This window comes from Gimesia sp., from assembly GCF_048262075.1.
Classification (GTDB): Bacteria; Planctomycetota; Planctomycetia; order Planctomycetales; family Planctomycetaceae; genus Gimesia.
Genome location: NZ_JBLXFK010000006.1, coordinates 165,324 through 185,899, shown reverse-complemented (window position 1 = coordinate 185,899; position 20,576 = coordinate 165,324). Strand labels below are relative to the sequence as shown.

The window sequence follows — 20,576 nt, the reverse complement described above, 5'->3', positions numbered from 1 at the left end:
AGGGAACAGAAATAACGAGCTGCTGCTTGACTGCCTGTTGCAGGCCAGCCATAGTCGTCGGTTCAAAATGATGTGAGAGTTAAATCAGAATTAACCTCGTCACGAGTCACTATAGCAACCATTACATCTCAGGATCATACCATGTTCGACCCCATTTCCGGGCAGATGCCAACGCAGGCAAATCAGCGTGCCAGAAATTATTCACAGCAGCGTCAGATGGGGATTGGCGATCTCCTGCTGGATAACCGGATTATCTTTCTGGACAGCGTGATCAACGATGCCAGCGCGAATTTAATCGTGATGAAACTGTTGTATCTGCAGTCTGAAAATCGTCACCAGGACATTCACTTGTACGTCAATTCGCCCGGCGGTTCGGTAACTTCCACGATGGCCATCTACGACACGATGCAGTTCATTGAATGCGATGTCGCTACCTACTGTGTTGGCCTGGCAGCCAGCGGCGGAGCGATTCTGGTCGCCGGCGGTCAGAAAGGCAAACGCTATATTCTGCCTCACGCCAAAATGATGATCCATCAGCCTTATGGCGAAGTGGGCGGACAGGTTTCGGACATCGAAATTCAGGCCAAAGACATCCTCGATACACGTGAAGTCTTGAACCAGATTCTGGCCAGCCACACCGGGCAGACCATCGAACAGATTGCCCTCGACACCTCGCGCGATCGCTTTTTGACCGCTCCCGAATCGGTCGAATATGGCCTGGTCGACGAGCTGCTGGTTCGCGATAAAAACAAAGATAAAGACAAAGCATAGAAGCCAACAAAAGTCGGCAGACAGACTGTCGAATGATTATCAACCATCAAATTTATCATCAATTGAAGTGAGTTTTATATGACGGTCCTTACTCCTTATGTGATCGAAAAGAATGGCCGCGATGAACGGGCCATGGATATCTACAGTCGTCTGCTGCAGGACCGCATCGTGATGATGGGGTCGCAGGTTAACGATCAGGTGGCACAAAGTCTGGTCGCCCAGCTGCTGTTCCTCCAGTTCGATGATCCCGAAGCAGACATCCATTTTTACATCAATTCGCCCGGCGGTTCCGTAACCGCGGGAATGGCCATCTATGATACGATGCAGTATATCTCCTGCGATGTGGCCACCTACTGTATCGGCCAGGCTGCCAGTATGGGCGCACTCCTGCTGACCGCGGGGGCTCCCGGAAAACGCAATGCGTTACCCAACAGCCGCATCATGATTCACCAGCCACTCGCCGGGATGCAGGGAACGGCAACCGACCTGGAAATTCATGCCAAAGAAGTACTGAAGATGAAGCGGCGTCTGAATGAAATTCTGCTGCATCACACTGGCCAGACGCTCGAAAAAATTGAACAGGATACAGACCGCGATAACTTCATGGACGCCCAGGAAGCCAAATCGTATGGTCTGATTGACAACGTTCTGGAGCACCTTGAGCTGCCTGGAACCAAAGAATAATTTCAATCTGATTTAGAGGAGGGCAGAAGAGACGTCTTCTGCTTTTATTGATTTCCGATGAAGCAATACCTTACGACATGGATGTCGTTGTTGTTGATTCTCACCCTTGCGGGGTGTGGAGGTCGTGGTAATTCTGATTTGCTGGAAGCCCGACTGCGTCAGCAGGAAGACAGTATTTTTGCCTTGCAGCGCGATTTGAAAGAATCGCAGCACGCGCTGGACTCGGCACGTCATCAGTCTGAGGCCATGTCGAAACAGCTGGCGAAAGCAACCAACGGCAGTCTGCTGCCTGAGCAGACCAAGGCCCTGTATCAGGTTACCGGAGTGAAGGTCAACAGCCTGCTCACCGGTGGCGTTGATCTCGACAGCAAACAGGGTGATGAACTCTGGACGACGGTCATTACTCCTCATGATGCAGATGGGGAAACAGTCAAACTGCCCGCTGAAATTGAACTCGAACTGGTGGATCTGAATCAGCCGGAAGAGAATCGCCGGGTCGGTTTGTGGACCTTCGACAGCCAGGAAGTACGCTCCCACTGGTACTCAGGCTTTGCCGGTTCCGGGTTCCGTTTTGAACTTCCCTGGCAAACCACGCCGCGCAATTCAGAACTGACTCTCGTGGTCCGCATGAAGTCACCCGATGGTCGCGTCTTTAATACGACTTCGTCAATGAAAATTGCAAAGATCGAAAATGACTCTCCAGTCAAACAGGCTGTCTCCCGTGCGCAACTGACGCCCGCGGAGCCGGCACGAATTTTGTTTGAAGAAAAGCCAGCTGTCATTCAGCAGCAGTCCGCGACCGTCTCTGCAGAAATCGAAAATCCCTTTGCAGAAATTCGTGATGGTCAGCCTTCAGCCCCGTCACCATTTCCGGCGGAAGAAAACTCACCGTTCCGTGTGATCACAGACGAGTGATCCAGCCGGGACATGCAAATCAAAAAAGCCCTCACTCGAATTTCGGGTGAGGGCTTTTGTATTTGATCAGATCTGACTCTGCCGGGCATTATTTGCGCTGCCCCATCGAGTGTGCTTTCGCCAAAGCATCTTCTGCTTCCTGAATGCGTCCGCAGCGCTGGCAGATTACTGAGAGCTGGAGGTACGAGAAATGATCGTCCGGTTCCAGTTCAGTCACTTTCGTGGCATGGGCAATTGCTTCATCAAACTGGCCGAGTTTCTGGTAGTACACAGCAATCGCCGAATGGGCCAGGGTATAGTTTTCATCCAGCGCCAGAACTTCGTTCAGCTTCTCAACAGCTTGCTCAACGTTACCAGCTTCATAGGTTTTGACTGCTTCATCATACAGGCTTGCTGGAGTACTCATCCGATTAATCTCTCTTCTGATGCCAAAAATGTTCGGTTGTCGTTTGCAGATCCCAGTCAGACGAGGCTGTCTTCCTGGTTCAAATTCGATAATATCACTCATTGGATTATAGGCAGTTCGAACTGGATTCCAATTCGAGTTTTCGATGATTCGCCCAGTTTCAGATTTGCAGTTCAGGTTACCGCAGGCGAGCTGTCTATGATAATTCACGAATCAGTCGGATTGATAGGCATAATGCCGCGGTTCCTGTAGAATTTAGAAACTTGGATTCTGACCTTCATCGACATAATTATTGAAAGCAGGACGTGGCACCGCTCAAGCAGACAGCATTAAATACGACATCGATCCCGCGGTCAGAAATGATTGTGGTCATCCTGATTCTGATGGCAGGCTGCCTGCTGCGGATTCTGTATCTTTCCGAATCTGCGATCGAACATTTCGATGAAGGAGTGTATGCATCGAACTTATGGTTTTCAGCAGAGCAGGGGGGCGCGTATCCAGGGCGCCATTTCTATGCTCCTCCGCTGTTTCCCTTCCTGATCGAATGGTCGATGATCTTTCTTGGCAGTGGCGTCTGGGGAGTATTTTTGCCCTCGCTATTTTTGGGTATACTGACGGTCCTGCTGATCTGGTGGGTGGCCCGCGACTGGTTCGGTCCTGCTGCGGGGCTGGTGGCGGTGACACTGGCCAGCCTGAGCGACCTGCATTTGCTCTACAGCAGGGTGGCGCTTACTGATGTCGGATTGGCATTCTGCCTGTTGCTCGCGGTCTACCTGACCTGGAAAAGTTTCCGTTCTGATGACTGGAAATGGCCCGTGCTGGCGGGCATTGCTACGGGGGCGGGCTGGTCGATCAAATACAATGGCTGGTTACCTCTGGCGGTCGGTCTGTCCGGGTTGATACCCTGGGTTCTATTTCGTCGACGCCAGCTGCAGCGACCTGCCGGATATTTTCTCCGGTGGCTGGTTATTGCCATCGTCGCATTTCTGGTCTGGTCTCCCGTCCTGATCGGGCTGCAGAAGTCAGGCGGGTATTCTGTCGTGGCTGCCAATCACAGCCGTTACGTCGTTGGTTTCTCCGGCTGGTTTCATTCCTTCTGGCGTCAATGCGAGAACCATCGCATGCTGGAAGGTACTTCAGGTTTCTTCAGTCTGGGGGGCGTCTGCCTGGTGCTCTGCCTGATATCTGTCCGTTGGAAATTGTTGAAGTCTGGAGCTCAATCTCCTGATGTATCCGGCAATCAAATTCCGGGTTTCACGTGGAACCTGATCCTGCCTGGTCTGTTTGCCACGATTCCCATTTTACTCGCCGCGTTCATGGGGATCAGTCCCGTGCTTGGTCTACTGGCAAGTGCCGGTATTCTATTGCAGTTAATTTTCCCTTCCGGTGCATTTCGGCTCCCCCTGTCAACAGAACAGAACCAGGTGACGGAATCGGAATTGAATCGCGAACTGGCTGCCTGGTTGCTGGCTGCCTGGTTCTGTGGACTGCTGTTGGCGACACCACTTTACTATCCCTATCCGCGCCTGACGATTCCCTGGACCGTGGTGGCCTGGCTGGGGACTGCTGCCTTCGCTGGCTGGCTGGAACAGCGGGCAGGGGGAACGCTGTTTGACCTGCTTTCCTCTTCTTCCGGATCAGAGCAGAATCGCTTTCGCTCCGCTCCGTCTGTCGGCATTGTTATGGTAGCTGTGTTGATGGTGGTTTCATTTAAACCCTGGACTCTGGTCGCCTGGCAATCGCGTGATGGACTGGAAGTGATCGCGCAAAACATACTCGCCGACCTCCGCTCCGAATCGGGGGGCAGAAGCGGGGAAGCCATTCTCTATACCTATGCCGAGCCTGCTCTGTTCTATTACCTCAAAGCCCAGGGGCATCCCTTGACCGGTCCGGTAGCTGATCTGGGATTTCTGAATTCGCTCTCTGCTCAGAATCCTGCCTACCTGATCGCTGGCCCCCATGCGGCTACGGACCCGAACTTTCAAAAACAGTTCGCCGCTGTACGAGACCGTTTTGAACTGGTTCATTCTTACGATTACTCTCCCAGCCTCCTGGTCAGGTTAAATCAATCTTCGCCTGGTGACGCATCTGAAACTGAGCCGGTGTTGCTGTATCGCGCCAGGTAATTCTGGCAAGGCAGGCGTTCCACGTGAAACACCCGCTTCTGATAATTCACTGCGCAGACCTGTCTGGCATTCCCTGACTGATTCGGCTGGTGCTTGTGTGGCGTGACAAGTAACCCAGGCAAGGTGGGTGTTCCACGTGAAACACCCGCTGCAGTCAAGTCGCGTGGTCAGTATTTGGAAAGCCCTCTTGCTTCATTTCGGAATTCGAAATAGAATCCCGCGCCTTGTGTTTACTACCGTTATTGTCAGGCAGTTTAATAATAAGAGAAGAAAGTCATGGAAGATCAAAACCAGAATCCAGAAGATCAACAGATTGATCCCACAGAAACTCCGGGTGCGCCCCGTCGCAGATTAGGTCGCGGCTTGAACGCGCTGCTCGGACGAGGAGCTGACTCCGATTCGGATCAGCAGGATGGCAACCCGGCCGCGGAAGGGCAGGATGTATTCGTGCCAGCCGAACAGGATCAAATAGACATCGATCTGATCGAACGCAATCCTTACCAGCCTCGCCAGGATTTTGCGGCCGACTCACTCAAAGAACTTGAAGGCAGTATCCGCCAGCATGGTGTCTTGCAGCCGCTGCTCGTCCGACCTTTCGAAGGGGCCTACCAGTTAATAGCCGGTGAGCGTCGTCTGAAGGCAGCCCGCGATGCAGGTCTGAAAACAGTGCCCTGCCGCGTCCTGCATTTGGAAGAGCGACAGGTCTGTGAAGTTGCGATTGAGGAGAACCTCAAGCGGAAAGATCTGAATGTGCTCGAAAAGGCGCAGGCCTTCAAAAACTATCTGTCGCAATTCGACAGTACGATCGAGCAACTGGCCCAGCGACTGAGCCTGGATCGTTCGACCGTCAACAATATGATCCGTCTGCTTGATCTGGCGGAACCTGTCAAGCAGGCGCTGCAAGCGGAAAAAATCTCCGCCGGCCACGCGCGGACGCTACTCAGTCTGGATACCGAGAAGCAGATTGCTGTCTGCGAGCAGATCCAGTCAGAGTCGCTTTCCGTTCGTAAGACGGAAGCTGAGGTACGAAAAATTCTCAAAGGGGATGTTGACACGGTCCCCTTCGAGAACACAAAACAGGCAGCGGCGGCTCCGCAGATGACCAATCATCTGGTGGACCTGCAGCAGCAACTGCGAGAGATCCTGGGAGCCCAGGTGGAGATCAAACTCAAGACAGAACACTCGGGCCAGATCCTGATTCCTTTCGACTCCAATGAGACCTTCGAGCGGATCACAGGGGTTCTCAGAAAGTCAGCCTGACAGGTTCGTCAGCCGATTACTTACACTCAGCCACAGACCCGGGATGCATTCACTTGCCTTCCGGGTTTGCTTTTTGATGCATGTTCAAATAGATCTGGCGGAACTGTTGGTTGTTCGGCTGGAGCCGAACCAATGCTGCCGCTGATTCCCATGCCAGCTTCCACTGCTGCTGTTTCTCATAAAGCAGGGTCAACATCAATCGGAAGTCCGCCGACTGCGGTTCCAGCTCACAGGCTTTGGTGAGTGCCGTGACTGCTTCGTCTTCGCGTCCCAACAGATAATAGAGCAGCCCCAGACGATATTGCAGCATGGGATTATCAGGAAGCAGCCGTGCGTCTCGCGCCAACAGCTCTGCTTCTTTGGTACGTAATATTTTAACTTCGTCGGCTCTTCCCTGTTGCTCCAGTAACTGCGCCAGGTTGGAACGCGGACCCGCGACGGCAGGCGAGAGTTTGATTGCCGTCCGGAATTCGGCTTCAGCTTTTTTCAGGTCTCCTTGGTTTGCATAGAGAATCCCCAGGCTCATATGGGACCCGGACTGGTCCCCGTCCGCAAGCAGTCCCGCCTTATATTCTTCCAGCGCCTGTTTCAGGGCTTTCTGATTCTGGCTGGTATCCGGCATGATTGGCAGACCGGAAAGAATACGGGCGACTTCTGTCCGCACACCGCGCGAGGAATCCGTCAGTCCTTCCGCCAGCAGTTTGCCGATCTGGCTGGCTTCCTGTTCGGAACCGGGAGCCCAACCTTCAAAGCCTTGCAGAGCTGCCAGGCGGACCAGTTCTTCCTTTGACTTCAACGCCCGTTCGACCACCTCGCGACTTTCGGGTGTGTTGTAGCGGGTCGCCAGTAAGGAGACGGCAGTAGCACGAACAACCGGTCCGACTTCTTTTTCCCGCGTCAGTTTGATGAGCGACCGTTCGGCTTCCAGATTGCCAGTACGTCCGGCTGCCAGGATCTCTCCGTAATGAGGGTCATCCCGGCGCTTCGGCCCGTACCATTCCTCAACTTTATGTGCCGCCCATTCTGCATTCTCTTCCGGCTTGGTGTGACATTGATTGCAGGCATTCGGAGTTCCCAGCTTTACCGTCAAGTCAGGGCGGGGGATCCGCAGGCTGTGATCTCGGCGCGGGTCGACTCCCATATACGTTTTGGATGGCATATGGCATTCCACGCAAGCGGCTCCTTTGGTGCCCATCTTGTGATGATGGTGGCTGGGGACATCGTACTTGGCTTCCAGATGACATTGAGTACAAAGCTTGTTGCCTGCAAACTTGAGCTTCAGTGAATGGGGGTTGTGACAGTCGGTGCAGCGCACCCCCTTGCGATACATCTTGCTTTGTGTGAAGGAGCCGAAGACATAGACCTCTTCATTGATCTGGCCATCAGGGTGGTAGAGATGATCATCCAGCAGGGAGAGGGCATAGTGATCGTGGAAACGTTCCAGGGGAGTATGGCCGGGAGCGACATGCCGCCGATGCGAATGGCAGGGAGCACAGCTCTCGAGTTGAGCGGTCGCGTCCTTCCCTTTCAGTTTCGCCAGTCCATACCCGTAGCGACGATCCCAGAACACCGAATGCGAGTTGGCCAGTTTTACGTGAATCGAACCCGGACCATGGCAGGCTTCACAACTCACACGCATCTCAGAAAACGAGAAGTGATGTGAATCGGTCGCGACGTCATAGTTTTTCGCCCAGTTCGTCGTATGACATTCCGCGCACATGTGATTCCAGTTCTGGGCAGATCCGGTCCAGTGCAGCGGATCATCAGGGCCAAACGGTTCGTCGGGACTGACGTAATACCAGCGTTTCATTTCCGTATCCCAGGTCACGGGGAGCACCTGGATTCTGCCCCGTTCCAGTTCCGCCAGATATTGTTGAAGAGGTCGTACACCGATCACGTACTTGACTTCAAACCGCGCCTGGTTGCCATCCGGACCCTGAGTGGTGACATAATACTTGTCCCCTTCATGGGTCATGCTTGACATAATACCGAAGTGTTCCAGTTCAGTATTATCGAAATCCCCGAGTACAAATTCGGGAGTAGCCGGATTCATGGCCAGATCGTGATCTGAGCCTTTCCACTCCGCGGCTTCTTTCTGATGGCATTGGAAACAGGTTTGGCGACCGACGTAGGTTGCCTGTTCGCCTTCAGGCAGAGCCGACCACCAGTCGATCGCCAGACCAATTGAAGTAATACTCAGAAATATTATGATGCCGTAAATCCATCGTTTCTTCATCGCGCTGGTGCTTTGTCAGTCTGTCTCGGGAAGTCTGGTGGATAATATTCCGGAGTTTCAAGTTCCGATAGAAGCGGTCATCACTCCATTCACGTCTGAGAACGTTTCTGTATGAATCAGTAATACACAATTTTTCTGGCAGGGGAAAGCGAAGCGGGACGGGAACCGTCCTTAGTATTTGTTGACGCTTTCTTCCGGAATCATCTCACCAGAAACAGAACGTTCGTCTTCATGGATCTTGAGCTCGGTATCAGGGCCGGTTTTCAGCATTGGTAGAAACCGTCTGGCGATACGAGCATGGTAAGTCACCCGGGTATCATCATGGGAATACACGCGCGACAGAATCAGAGAATGATCCTCCAGCTGCGAAAGCAGTTTACCATTTCCGACCGGCGTCTCCAGTTCGACGATGACATAACCGGAGGCCAGGCGATCAATGACGGCCTGGGAGAGTCGATCGAGTCCTTCACCTGAGACCGCACTGACACTGATTGCGTTGTCGTATTTCAGTCGCAGTACATCCAGTTTCGACCGGTCTTCAACCTTGTCCGTTTTATTGAACACCAGGATGGCGTTCTTATGTTCGATCTCGATTTCATCCAGAACCTTGTTGACGGTTTTGATATGGTGTTCTACTTCCGGATTGCTGCAGTCAACGACGTGCAGTAACAGGTCCGCCTGGCGTGCTTCTTCCAGCGTGGACTTAAACGAAGCCACCAGATGGTGAGGAAGATCGCGAACAAAACCGACGGTATCGCTCAATAAAATTTCGCCCCAGTGGGGAAGTTCCCAGCGACGGGTGCGTGTATCGAGTGTGGCAAACAGCTGGTCCGCGATATACACGTCGGCGCCAGTGAGCGCATTCATCAGCGTGCTTTTGCCAGCGTTGGTATATCCCACCAGCGAAACAGTCAACTGCTGGAATCGATTGGAAACGGTTCGCTCTCGGCGACGTTCGACCTCCCCGAGTTTGCGCTTGAGTTCAGCCACACGCTTGTCTAACAGTCGACGGTCTGTTTCCAGCTGCTTTTCACCAGGTCCACGACCTGCGCCAACACCCCCTTCGATACGTTCCAGGTGGGTCCACAAGCGTTTCAAACGAGGTCGGAAATAGAGCAGTTGTGCCAGCTCAACCTGCAGTTTGGCTTCATAAGTTTTTGCATGTGTTGCAAAAATATCGAGGATTAGCTCGCTCCGGTCAACAATGATCGTGCCTGTTTCCTCTTCAATATTCCTTCCCTGGGAGGGAGAAAGATTGTTATCAAAAATGATGAGTTCCGCATCGAGGTGCTTCACCATTTGTTTGAGCTCGTCCAGTTTTCCTTTTCCCAGACAGGTGGCCGGATGGGGATGCTCGCGGTTCTGCACCAGGGTACCCACCACTTTGACACCGGCAGTTTCCACAAGGCCTTTTAATTCATCGAGGGCCTGATTCTTATCGATATGATTGGAAGGAGAAACAACGGAAACCAGAATGGCTCGTTTTGCTTTAACTTGTAGTTCTTCTCGTTTTGGATCCGCCAAGGAGCTGTAACCTTATGTAATTGAAAAAAGAGGAGAATAAAATTCGGGCGTAACGAGTGCCCTGCCTCCTACTCTCTATTTTAACAGGTTGTCCTTGAGAGAATAGGCTATTTATCTCAGGGACACCATTTCCTGTCGGGAAGTTCAGATTTCGATTGACAACTGTAAATCGATAAACTGGGACCCTGGAAAGAGACAGGTGTTTAATTTCCCTGTTTCATTAAGACGATATCCAGCGCGTCGGCCCGTGTACAGGATTCCCAGTATTCTTTGAATGCGGGATACTCATTCTGTAACACGATGCCACCCAGATGATCAACCTGCCGCTCACAGATCAGGAAAGATCCTTCAACGTGGACCGTTGCCCGGTAACGTCCCCATTGGCATTCAAAATGATGATCGTAAGGCAAGCCGTAGCCGGAAAATCCAGAGGGAATCTGTATCTGATGGCTGTCGGAGAAACGGATCGGGCTGGGGGTTTGCAAGGCAGAATTTCGTTTTTGAACGTTAATCAGGCCGGCAGTCTGCATCGACCCGATCCAGGGAATTCGAAACAGAATGATCTCTTCAATCTGGCGCGCCCATTGATCCAGAGTCGTTCGGCAGCTGTAGCGGACCGGTTCTGCAATATCTTTCAAATTAAGAAATCGCGGTTCTTCGATGCGGGCACCCGTCCATGAGGCAGCCAGTTCTTTTTCCAGAGTCAACGATGTATAGTCCTCGTTGCGGTTCACATATTTCAATCGAAATTCCATCGCCGTATCACCGGATGTTGTGACTTCCGATGTGAATTGATAGCTGCAGTCCTCTGCAAGAATCCCTTCGCAAACGCGATTGATATGATGCCGCTCGGGACCGCCTTCCGGTATCGTTGTGAGTTCGCCACCTTCACGATTCAGAAGTAGAGCCTGTGTCCCCTGATCATTAAATGGAATGTCTTTGAAGGTCACCGGTCCTCCGGCGGGATCCAGCCACAAGCGTTCGCCACAGGCAGTGGTGACGCTGACTATGGCATGATCGAAACGCGCACCGGGCAGCAGTGCTGCAGAACCATTCATACGTGTCAGAAGAATGGCGATTGAAGATTCAATACCCAGGTGCCTGAGCAGGGAAACCAGCAGCGAAGATTTATCTTTACAGTCGCCGCGCATGTCTTCGAGCATTGATCCCACTTCGCGGGTTTTTTCCAGAGCCAGTTCGTTTGGATGTCGCCCATACCTGACATCCTCTGATGCGTACTTGTAAGCGGTGAAGATTTTCTCTTCTTCGGTCTGTTCCTCCTTGATCAGTTCCTTTGAAAGTTTCTGAATCTGGAGCGGCGTCTTTTCAGGTGGCTCAAGATCATTCAGATAAAAGCGATTGATTGGTTCCCATGAAGTGAGCGTCGTGAGATCCACCCAGGGTAGTACCTCGCGCGGATGAGGCGTGCCATCATCGGTTTCATAACCGGGCAGGTCATGCAGGTCCCACTGATAGACCTGGTAAGATCCATGCTTCCAGGTTTGTGGCTCCAGATCAGTGAGGTGCAAATGGTACTGGAGAGTAAATGGTTCCGCGATGGCGACAGTATAGCGAAGTCTTCGACAGGGAATGGAGAACTGAAAATACTCCTGTCCCCACAGGCAGGCAGCGATTCGATCCGGGATAAAGTAGTCTTGCTGTTCCTCCAGTTCGACTATGACACCAGGACGGAGTGGATAAAAATTAACCGCTGTCTGGCCGTAAGGCTGTACTACTTTCTTTGCTTTTCTGACACTGCCGTCAGGAAGATAAACTTTGGCAGTCTGGATTTTATGCAGGGCTGTCTGGCGATCATAAAACCGATAGACTTCATCCCATTGTGCCAGGGATTCATTGGCGTATAGCGCGGTCACGTTGTGAGCGCGTCGTGTTATAGTTCCATCACGATGCAATACTGCGATGGAATCGGAGAGTAAAAGAGATTCGCCCCAATGCTGTAATTCTTCTTCAGAGACCGTGGGCTGAGAGACTGCGTCATAAGAAATCCGTGGTGCAAAACACAATGTGTTTCGCGCCATTTTTAACCGCGTACGCCACAATTTTCGTTTCGGTTTTACGGACCGTTCTATGCTGAGCTGATTCAAGGCAAAGGCACTTTCCGTCTCATCAGAATCACGAGTGAATCGAGAATTGATTGTAGCGTTAAATCAAGTCATAGTGCCAGCATAAGAGTAACGGAAGTGTATTAATGAATACATATACTGGGCGGGTGCAATATCGGAACTGACGTTCGTGCAATAGGCAGTTATATAAATAGAAGAAGCGATCGAAAAACCGATCGCTTCTTACTCGTTATGGCTTGTTGTTTCCTGCTGCTAACAGAAATAAGATTATTTCTTCTTCTTAGCAGCTTTTTTCTTTGGAGCAGCTTTCTTTTTAACTGCTTTTTTCTTTGCAGCTGCCTTTTTCTTTGGGGCGGCTTTCTTCTTAGCAGCTTTTTTAGGAGCAGCCTTTTTCTTTGGAGCAGCTTTCTTCTTCACTGCTTTCTTCTTTGGGGCTGCTTTCTTTTTGGGAGCAGCCTTCTTCTTTGGTGCTGCCTTTTTAGGTGCTGCTTTCTTTGCCTTTTTCTTTGCCACCGCAAATCCTCCTTTGAGAGTTAAACGAGGGCTGCCTTGCCGCTGGCTCCGGGCTATAAGTCGGCAAAGGTCTGCCACAACGAATAAGAATTTGAAGTCTGTCAACCTTGACAAACTCCGATGTTTGTCCCTGTTTAAAATGAATGATTTTTCAATCAAAACGAATTCTGAATTGACACTCATTACGCACTAAGGACTTACATCTATTTAATGGCCATCATCGTAAATATTTCGAAAAATTCTGCAAGCCAATTCTCTTGTGAAAAGCATCTTTTCTGTTCGTTGTAAAGCCACTCGTCAAGGGTGTTTAAAAAAGAAAATGCAAATAACGCGCGTTGTTCTTACTGTGCTATGTTTGCGGTGTAGATAACAAGAGATCGGTTTCACCCTACAAAAATAGGGTAAAACCGATCATTCTGTATTTGCGACAATGTTTTTACCTTGAAAAGACACTGTTATAAAACACGCGCGTTGCAATTCAAAACCAGCGCAAAAAGGGGGCAGAATTATTTTGAGGTTTTCAAAAATAAATTTGTCTCATCGCTTGTTTTGAGTCGTTCAGACGCTTTCCCAGACCTCTTTCATATAACGAAAACTTTCGCGCGCGATAAATTCACAACCAGGTTTGTAGTCAAAAACCTCCACCGAGATCCATCCGTCGTATCGACTTTCTTTCAGCGCTTTGAAGATCGGATGGTAGTCGGTCTCTCCCATGCCGGGACCCAGAAGGTTGGAATCATTAACATGAAAGTGACCGGTTCGTGTGTCGTATTTGTGAATGAGTTCCGGGATCGATTCTGTTTCCGCGCCGAGCATTGCTTTGACATCCTGATGCAATACAAAATTGTCGGCTCCGACCATGTCGATCAGTTCCAGCGCCTCGGCGCAGGTATTCACAAAATCCGTTTCTTTAGTCGTCAACGGTTCCATACAGATTCGTACGCCACGTTCACCAATGGCGGGCAGACAGTTCCGAAAAACTTCTGCAGCATTCTCATAAGCCTGGGCGCGCGACATGCCCTCTTCGACGTTCCGCTGGAAGGGAGAACCAAAGACCATTAAATCGCCTCCCAGATCGGCACAGAGTTCCCCGAGTTCAACGAGATAATCAGCCGTTTTTTTCCGCACGGCAGCATCTGAGGTAGTGAGATGCAGACCTTCTGTTTTCGCCAGAAGCCAATGCAGGCCAAAGATTTGCAGTCCGCGGTCTTCTGCCGTTTTTCTCAAGAATGCCCGCTGTTCTGCAGAAATATCTGAGGGGCGTTCGGCAAAAGCAAACGGTGCCAGCTCAATTCCCGTGTAACCGATCTCAGCGATCAAATCACATTGTTTCTCCCAGTCCCAGTCAACAAACAATTCCTGACAAATGCCAAACTTCATTTAAATGTCTCACTTTACTATTGAACACAGATTAGAGGTTCCTTGAGTCATTTGAGGATAGCAGGCAGGCATTCGTTGATCGAGTCTTAGCCGCAAATCTTCCAGCAGCTTTTAGAGATTGCCAGCCAGGCACTTAGATCATTTATATCGGTACAACACTCATTATCGTTGGAGGAGAACCGGGGAACAGGCCAGGCGAAAGTCTGACCGGTATCGATTGTAGTGATCGAATGGTTTGTGGTGACCCCGGGGAACGGGATGAGTGGTAAGCTGTGGAGAAATGGGGGTATCGGTTAAGCAGTGCCAAGTTTGATGACGAAGTAGATTCTAACTGTTTCCAGTTTTCAATTTTGTATGCTGAATTACTCATGTAGAGGAATAGACCAATGAAGAATGCAACCTGGATTCCCCTTCTGGCGGCCGCTATGATCATGGCCTGCTTCGGGGAACAAGCCCAGGCAGGTTACCTGGGAGCAGGTAGATACAAGTGTTGCCCCACAGAGGCATGTACTTCTTGTGGCGATTACTGTGCTGCCAAAGAGTGCTCAAGTACCTGCTATAAAACCGTTGTTGAAACTGTATGGGAAAAGCAGAACTACACCTGCCAGAAGACAGTCTATGATACTGTCTGTGAAAAAGTTCCCGTCCAATACTCAAAGAATGTGTATAAGACCTGCTACCGTGATGAATGCTACACGGTCTGCAAGCCTGTGTATCAGACCTGTTACCGAGACGTCTGCTATAATGTATGTCGTCCTGTTTACAAAACCTGCTATAAAACTGTGACCTGCAAACGTCGTCGACCGGTGTATAACACCTGCTATCGCGATGTCTGCTACTCAGTCTGCAAGCCGGTTTATAATACCTGTTACCGGGATGTCTGCTACACCGTCCGCCGCCCGATCTGTGAAACACACTATCGTGATGTGTGCTGCACGATCTACAAAACAAATTATAAAACCTGCTACCGGGATGTCTGCCGCACTGTCTGCAAACCCGTTCATACCTGGCATGATGTTGAAGTCTGCTGTGGCGAATGGAAAACAACCACAGAGCACTGCCCCGGACCGGTTGTTGAGAAATGTGTCTGTGAACCAGGAACCTGGGAATACGATTGCAGCTCATGCTGCCCGATCTATAAACCCGGTTGCTGCAAAACAGTCAAAGTACAGTGCCCCGGCACTACAATCTGCCGACGAGTCTGGTGCCCTAAGACGGTCACCCGCAAAGTCTGCTGCACAACATACGAACGCGAGTGCAAACATGAACGGGTTCCTTACACAGTATGTGAGCGAGTTCCCTGCACGATTACCAAGAAGGTACCGTACACCTGCGTTCGCTATGAGTGCGAAACACGAACCAAGAAGGTTCCTTATACAACCTGCAAGATGGTCCGTGAATGCCGAACCCGCAAGGTTCCTTACACGACCTGCTGCTGGAAAGAAGAATGCGTGACCAAACAGGTTCCTTACACCACTTGCACCATGGTTTCAGAATGCCGGACCCGCAAGGTTCCCTACACCACCTGCAGCTATGAGCAAAAAACCTGTACCCGCAAAGTTCCTTACACTACTTGTGAGCAGGTCTGCTGCACACGGTATGTGACTCGAACCAAGTGTGTACCTCGAACTGTTTGCGTGACCAAAACACGATGTGTCCCGAGACAAGTATGCCGCAAGGTACCCGTGCCCACCTGCTGCCCCGAGCCAACCTGTACGGCTCCAGCACCTAAGACTTGCACGGCACCTGCTCCGACTTGTTCGAACTAGTCAAAGAGACGCCAGAAGAGTTTTCAGTAATTGAAAATTGAAACTGCGAGAGGGCGGTTGATCTCAGATCAGCCGCCCTTTTTTTGTTTTTATCATGGATCTATTTTATCGACTGGGAATTGTCTGATAAAATCAGAAAAGCTGGTAGTGATCTTCTGTTGTTTACGTTAAAGCCTCAAAGTCGAAGGAGACAAACGCTGGTTTCAAGTCAGGTGGAAAAGAGGAATGGGAAAGAAACAATATGTAATTCGAGGTGGAATTGAAGGTCGTGAACGGCTCCGGGTTCTGGGGCGTGTCATGCAGGAGAGTACTGCAAGACTGATGGATCAGGTCAATCTGACTGAAGGGATGGCCTGTCTGGATGTGGGCTGTGGCGGTGGTGATGTGACGCGTGAACTGGCCCGCCGCGTGGCACCGGCGGGAAAAGCGGTTGGCGTCGATATTGATGAGACCAAACTGGAGATCGCCCGCCAGGAAGCAGCAGAGCTGGGGCTCACAAATATTGAATTCCGTCTCTCCGATGCCCGCGAGATTCCAACGGTGCCGGAGTACGATCTGGTTTACTCCCGATTTCTGCTCACCCACCTTAAGGATCCGGTTTCCGCTGTCAGATCATTTCTGAAACAACTGCGACCCACCGGTTACCTGGTTCTGGAAGACATCGACTTCAGCGGTTCATTCAACTACCCGGAGAGTCCCGCTTTTCAAAAGTTCTTTGATTTGTACAACACCGTCGTTCGTCACAGAGGCGGCGACCCGAACATCGGGCAACGGCTACCTTCCATATTGAGGGATTGTGGTTTACAGGACATGAATGTCTCCGTCGTTCAGCCCACGGGAATGCATGGTGAAGTCAAACAGCTGAATGGCCTCACCATGGAAAACATCGCTGACGCGATTCTCGAAGACGGGCTCGCTACTCCAGGGGAGATCGATGAGATTGTCAGACAACTCTATGACTATGCCGCAGACCCCAATACATTATCCGGAGTCCCCCGTGTCATCCAGGTCTGGGGGCGACTCCCTTTTGCCTGACTTAATGATTCAACCATCAAAAAAATTGAGGTACTGCAGAAGATCCGGTTTTCTTCACACATCAGCTGTCTCGTTGATTTTTCTCGCAGCCAGGATCCAGGGGCACTGGCTTTCCTACTTTGTCAACCGGTTCGGTAAACAGGTAACGCCAGACTGCTTCATGAATGTACTGGCCTTTCGCGTTCTTCCCTGCATTGCCCCCAGGGACCACAGAGGAATGGGCGCGACGGGTATTGTTTTTCACATCGAAGTCGGTAATCAGGCGACGTGTATTTCCGTAGGGGGGCTTTGCTTTGTCCACATTCACAATGGGGCCAAATTCATTGAGGCCGATCAGTTCCCAGGAACGACAGTAATGGTCGGCAGTCCAACCGCCATCCAGCACATGAGAAAAACCGAAGTAGCGATTCGTGGGAGTCGCTGAAGGCAGCATCTGCCAGTTCTGCAGTTGATCGCGCGGTCCACAGAACATGACCACGCGACTCACCTTCTGATGTTTTGCAAACCGGGCCGCCGTTGTGGAACCGTGCGAGCTGCCTGCCATGATCACGTCTTCCCAGCGAAGATCTTTACCATCCGGGGTCAGGTAATAATTCCACTGACCCTGCGGATTTTCTTTTGCCAGCCATTTCACAAACTGTAATGCCCGTTCTTTCATGCCATCTGGGTGGGGGATCGAAACCTGGTCGCTGTAATCTTCACCGGTCGCTGCTTCCAGGCGAACATTTCCCCGGCAGGTTTCACCCACCGGATTTTCACGACAGACTTTGGAGAACCAGCGATTGGCATAATGTACCTGAATGGCGTGCAGTCCATAGCTGGAGAGCCGGTCAAACAACTGGCTGTTATAACCCATCAGCCAGATCACCAGTTTGCCTCGTGGTTTGACGCGGGTATCTACCACCGCGTGTTCCAGATCCTGTGGTTTTCCCTTCGCTTCGAAAACATAATCGATTTCCGGATGCTCTTTCGTGCGGGGATCAATTTTGCTGGCACGGGCCGTCAGCTTGTATTCCTGTGGTTTGCGATCGCGATAACGAAGCGTACGCTCAGCCGCTTCCAGTGGAGCGCAGATAAGAAGAGTCAGAAGAACGAAGAGACACAGGGATTTCTGATACATATTCTTTCACCAGTTCAAAGCAGATAAAGGCAGGGCGGGTATCACGACATGGTTTTCATTATAGAAACCTGACATGCCCGAGTCCCGACTACAAAGCTTACATCTGGTAAGATGTCGGAAAAAACTGTCCGTAGCTGCTGCGCGTTGGGGAATGTCAGCGCAGCAGACTGTCTGCCAGTTGAAATATCTGATCTCGCTTAGCAATAAGCGACAGCGGACTTTGTTTAAAACAGTCCGCGGACCATTTCCAGTAAGGACGAACTGACGGCAGAAGGATCATCATAATGCCACATCGTGCGGATGAGATCGTACATCATCAGGCCGCAGATGCTCATTAACAGTGTTGAGATGCCCAGAGCCACGAATGTCCCCACTCCCCATTCCGCTTCGGGAACCGCCATCGCAGCGCCTCGTCCACCGGCAAAGGAAGCAGGCGCGACAAACTCGGCATGGCTTTCACCACTCTGGAAAGAGTCATCGAAATCATCATCGTCGGCATCATAGATATCGTCGAAGTCATCTTCGTCATCGAAGACGTCTGATATGCCGTCATCACTGGCGAACTCATCGTCGTCGTCGAAGATCGCCGACTCACCATCATCGTCATCTGAATCCAGAATCACAGAGCCTGAAGAACCACCGGCATCACCATCTTCATTCAGCATCAGAACACTGGTATCGGAATTTGAGTCTTCCAGGTCAAAGCTACTATCGGCAAAATCGTCGTCATCCAGGGCGGGAATTTCCATGGTCGCATCTTTTCCGGCACCGGCTGACATCATGGGAGAAGTTTGGTCAGCATCTTCTACATCAAACGGCTCGAGTGAGATACCGCTGTCGGCGGTGATGGAAATATCACTGCCGGTATCATCTTGCAGCGAAAGTCCGCTGGCATCATCACCCATGAGGGAAATTCCGCTTTCATCAGCCGATTCCAGGGAGATGCCGCTGTCCAGTGGTCCTGCCAGAGAAATACCGCTGTCGGATGCCAGGGAGATGCCGCTGTCTTCAGCCAGGGAAAGCCCGCTGTCTTCTGCGAGGATCGATGATTCATGACCTTCATCAGATACTAAGGCTACATCACTGTCGCTGCCCAGATCAAAATCTTCACCAATCAGGGCAACGTCGCTCTCACTGCCCATCGAGCTGGAGTCGTCGGCGACGAGTTTAACATCACTGTCACTGCCTGAATCCAGATCCAGAATATCAAAGTCCGGTTCCGAGTCGGTGTCAACCAGTTTCACGTCGCTGTCACTGCCCAGGTCAATGCTGGAATCGTCAGTCAAACGCACATCACTGTCTGAGTCTTCGCCTACGGCAACCAGTTCCGGTTCACTATCCAGTTGCAGATCGTCACCATCGTCAACCACGAGCCGTACATCACTGTCGGAACTGCTGAGTTCGACTGGTTCATCATCGTCATCGTGTACGCTACCACGGATCACAGTTGCCTGTTCGCCGACTTCATCTTCATCAATGACACTGTCTGATTCCAGAGACACGCTATCGTCGTCCAGAATGGCTGAGTCGAACAGGTCGTCATCTTCCAGATCTTCATTGTTGAACAGGGGAATTGCAGGGTCGGAATCCGCCTGGCGGGTACGTCCTAATTCTTCTACATCCTCCATGCGAAATTTCCAGGCACCTCTATCGGCAAAACCACGAATATCTCCTGCTTCTCGCAAGCGGTTCAACTCTTCTTTTTCCATGCCCAGCTCGGTGGCTGCTTCTTCGAGGTTCAGATATTTTTTGGCCATGGTGGCACGACTCCGACATCATTGATGTAAATTAAGAATAGAGGATGTGTGTAAATCGTCATCGGACAATTGACTGGGAAATTTCAGCGTAACAAATCTGAAACCCGATAGACAAAAGCCTTTGAGAAGAACTTGCGGGTTCTATTAATCATATCATCGCTCCCAGAGCCTTCTCCGGAAATCCTGATCAGAACCAGAACTTGGGATCAAGAAGTACTCCAAGATCCGCCAGTTATCTATATTTAATTCTAAATTAGAACTGATCGGTTGCAAGTACCATCTTGTTGAATGATCCATTCTTAAGCAACTATTTGAACCTCAAAGCGTATGTTCACTTTTGTTGGGGTTGAGATTCCTTAAGACAAATCGATTAAACGGGTTATAGCGTATTCCACTTCAAGGTCCAGGAATTGGGATCAGACAACACCAACACTCCCGGCTACTGGCCCAGTTCTCGCTTTAATTCAGCCAGTTCCGAATCGATTTGCTCCGAGCGGGAGGGTGTCAGGGGAGACTCAGTAACTGTAGTGTTCGGGGGGCTTTGTGACGATGTTTCTGACAGTCCGGCCTGTTCCGTTAATTCCAGCTGCTTGCGTCGGGCTTCTGCTAATCTGGCTTCCAATGCATGCAGGGTCGTGGTCAAATGCTCGCAAGTCGCGACAGCCGCCTGGTGCTGCTGCTCGAGGCCTGCTTTCAGGTCTTCCACTTCCTGTTTGCGAACGAGTGAGTTCCGTGCTTTAGTTTCATCACCCAGGGCCAACTCGTTTTTCGCTGCTTCTTTCCACTGAAAAATCTGGCGTTCGTAATCAGACAGTTCCTGTTGAATCGCCTGTTCATTGGAAGAAGCTGTTTTCACACTGCGGTTCGCGCCGGCAATTCCCTCTTTCATCTCAGAAATAATCTGCTCGATCTCCTTAACGGGATCTTCCGCATGATTCAGCAGGTGAGTCAAATTACAGGTAACAATGTCAGTGAGCCGACTGAAATAGCTCATCC

Annotated in this window: 16 protein-coding genes; 7 read left to right on the top strand and 9 right to left on the bottom strand. The window is 50.9% G+C overall.

Features of this window, described 5'->3' with window-relative positions; all coding sequences use genetic code 11:
- Window positions 1-141 precede the first annotated feature (141 nt).
- From ACN0YH_RS14085 to ACN0YH_RS14075, 3 genes are all read left to right on the top strand, one after another.
- On the top strand, window positions 142-771 hold the full coding sequence (locus ACN0YH_RS14085; RefSeq protein ID WP_417380206.1) for a ClpP family protease: 630 nt from the start codon (window positions 142-144) through the stop codon (window positions 769-771).
- Window positions 772-849: 78 nt separating this feature from the next.
- Window positions 850-1,455, top strand: a complete 606-nt coding sequence (gene clpP, locus ACN0YH_RS14080; RefSeq protein ID WP_417380205.1) for an ATP-dependent Clp endopeptidase proteolytic subunit ClpP — start codon at window positions 850-852, stop codon at window positions 1,453-1,455.
- 57 nt (window positions 1,456-1,512) lie between these two features.
- The gene (locus ACN0YH_RS14075) at window positions 1,513-2,370 is read left to right on the top strand and encodes a hypothetical protein (RefSeq protein ID WP_417380204.1); all 858 of its coding nucleotides are present in this window, start codon (window positions 1,513-1,515) and stop codon (window positions 2,368-2,370) included.
- 88 nt (window positions 2,371-2,458) lie between these two features.
- Here ACN0YH_RS14075 and ACN0YH_RS14070 read toward each other — a convergent pair whose 3' ends face one another.
- Window positions 2,459-2,776: a tetratricopeptide repeat protein gene (locus tag ACN0YH_RS14070; RefSeq protein ID WP_417380203.1), complete on the bottom strand. Its 318-nt coding sequence runs from the start codon at window positions 2,774-2,776 to the stop codon at window positions 2,459-2,461.
- Window positions 2,777-3,081: 305 nt separating this feature from the next.
- Here ACN0YH_RS14070 and ACN0YH_RS14065 point away from each other — a divergent pair, with 305 nt between their 5' ends.
- Both ACN0YH_RS14065 and ACN0YH_RS14060 read left to right on the top strand, forming a co-directional pair.
- Window positions 3,082-4,902: an ArnT family glycosyltransferase gene (locus tag ACN0YH_RS14065; RefSeq protein ID WP_417380202.1), complete on the top strand. Its 1,821-nt coding sequence runs from the start codon at window positions 3,082-3,084 to the stop codon at window positions 4,900-4,902.
- A gap of 276 nt (window positions 4,903-5,178) precedes the next feature.
- On the top strand, window positions 5,179-6,162 hold the full coding sequence (locus ACN0YH_RS14060) for a ParB/RepB/Spo0J family partition protein (RefSeq protein WP_417380201.1): 984 nt from the start codon (window positions 5,179-5,181) through the stop codon (window positions 6,160-6,162).
- Window positions 6,163-6,211: 49 nt separating this feature from the next.
- Here the strand turns inward: ACN0YH_RS14060 and ACN0YH_RS14055 are convergent, their stop codons facing one another.
- The 5 genes from ACN0YH_RS14055 to ACN0YH_RS14035 form a co-directional block, all read right to left on the bottom strand.
- Complete coding sequence (locus tag ACN0YH_RS14055) at window positions 6,212-8,398, bottom strand: tetratricopeptide repeat protein (protein ID WP_417380200.1); 2,187 nt, start codon at window positions 8,396-8,398, stop codon at window positions 6,212-6,214.
- A 171-nt stretch (window positions 8,399-8,569) separates the two neighbouring features.
- Window positions 8,570-9,922 carry a GTPase HflX gene (hflX, locus tag ACN0YH_RS14050; protein ID WP_417380199.1) on the bottom strand — a complete coding sequence of 451 codons (1,353 nt, stop codon included), beginning with the start codon at window positions 9,920-9,922 and terminating at the stop codon, window positions 8,570-8,572.
- A 203-nt stretch (window positions 9,923-10,125) separates the two neighbouring features.
- A complete protein-coding gene (locus ACN0YH_RS14045) occupies window positions 10,126-11,961 on the bottom strand; it encodes a DUF3857 domain-containing protein (protein WP_417380198.1) in 1,836 nt (611 codons plus the stop codon).
- A gap of 312 nt (window positions 11,962-12,273) precedes the next feature.
- A complete protein-coding gene (locus ACN0YH_RS14040; protein ID WP_417380197.1) occupies window positions 12,274-12,519 on the bottom strand; it encodes a hypothetical protein in 246 nt (81 codons plus the stop codon).
- Window positions 12,520-13,077: 558 nt separating this feature from the next.
- Window positions 13,078-13,899, bottom strand: coding sequence for a sugar phosphate isomerase/epimerase family protein (locus tag ACN0YH_RS14035; protein WP_417380196.1), 822 nt, complete (start codon window positions 13,897-13,899; stop codon window positions 13,078-13,080).
- Between the two features lie 386 nt (window positions 13,900-14,285).
- Between ACN0YH_RS14035 and ACN0YH_RS14030 the strand changes: the two genes are divergently transcribed.
- Together ACN0YH_RS14030 and ACN0YH_RS14025 are read left to right on the top strand one after the other, a co-directional pair.
- Window positions 14,286-15,668 carry a hypothetical protein gene (locus ACN0YH_RS14030; protein WP_417380195.1) on the top strand — a complete coding sequence of 461 codons (1,383 nt, stop codon included), beginning with the start codon at window positions 14,286-14,288 and terminating at the stop codon, window positions 15,666-15,668.
- Between the two features lie 225 nt (window positions 15,669-15,893).
- Entirely contained in the window at window positions 15,894-16,703 is an 810-nt protein-coding gene (locus ACN0YH_RS14025; protein WP_417380194.1) for a class I SAM-dependent methyltransferase, read from the top strand.
- Between the two features lie 61 nt (window positions 16,704-16,764).
- Here ACN0YH_RS14025 and ACN0YH_RS14020 read toward each other — a convergent pair whose 3' ends face one another.
- The 3 genes from ACN0YH_RS14020 to ACN0YH_RS14010 all read right to left on the bottom strand — a co-directional run bounded on the left by ACN0YH_RS14020 (window position 16,765) and on the right by ACN0YH_RS14010 (window position 20,574).
- A complete protein-coding gene (locus tag ACN0YH_RS14020) occupies window positions 16,765-17,823 on the bottom strand; it encodes a BPSS1187 family protein (RefSeq protein WP_417380193.1) in 1,059 nt (352 codons plus the stop codon).
- Between the two features lie 224 nt (window positions 17,824-18,047).
- The gene (locus ACN0YH_RS14015; protein ID WP_417380192.1) at window positions 18,048-19,580 is read right to left on the bottom strand and encodes a hypothetical protein; all 1,533 of its coding nucleotides are present in this window, start codon (window positions 19,578-19,580) and stop codon (window positions 18,048-18,050) included.
- A 439-nt stretch (window positions 19,581-20,019) separates the two neighbouring features.
- Window positions 20,020-20,574 carry a PspA/IM30 family protein gene (locus ACN0YH_RS14010; protein ID WP_417380191.1) on the bottom strand — a complete coding sequence of 185 codons (555 nt, stop codon included), beginning with the start codon at window positions 20,572-20,574 and terminating at the stop codon, window positions 20,020-20,022.
- Between the last annotated feature and the right edge of the window lie 2 nt (window positions 20,575-20,576).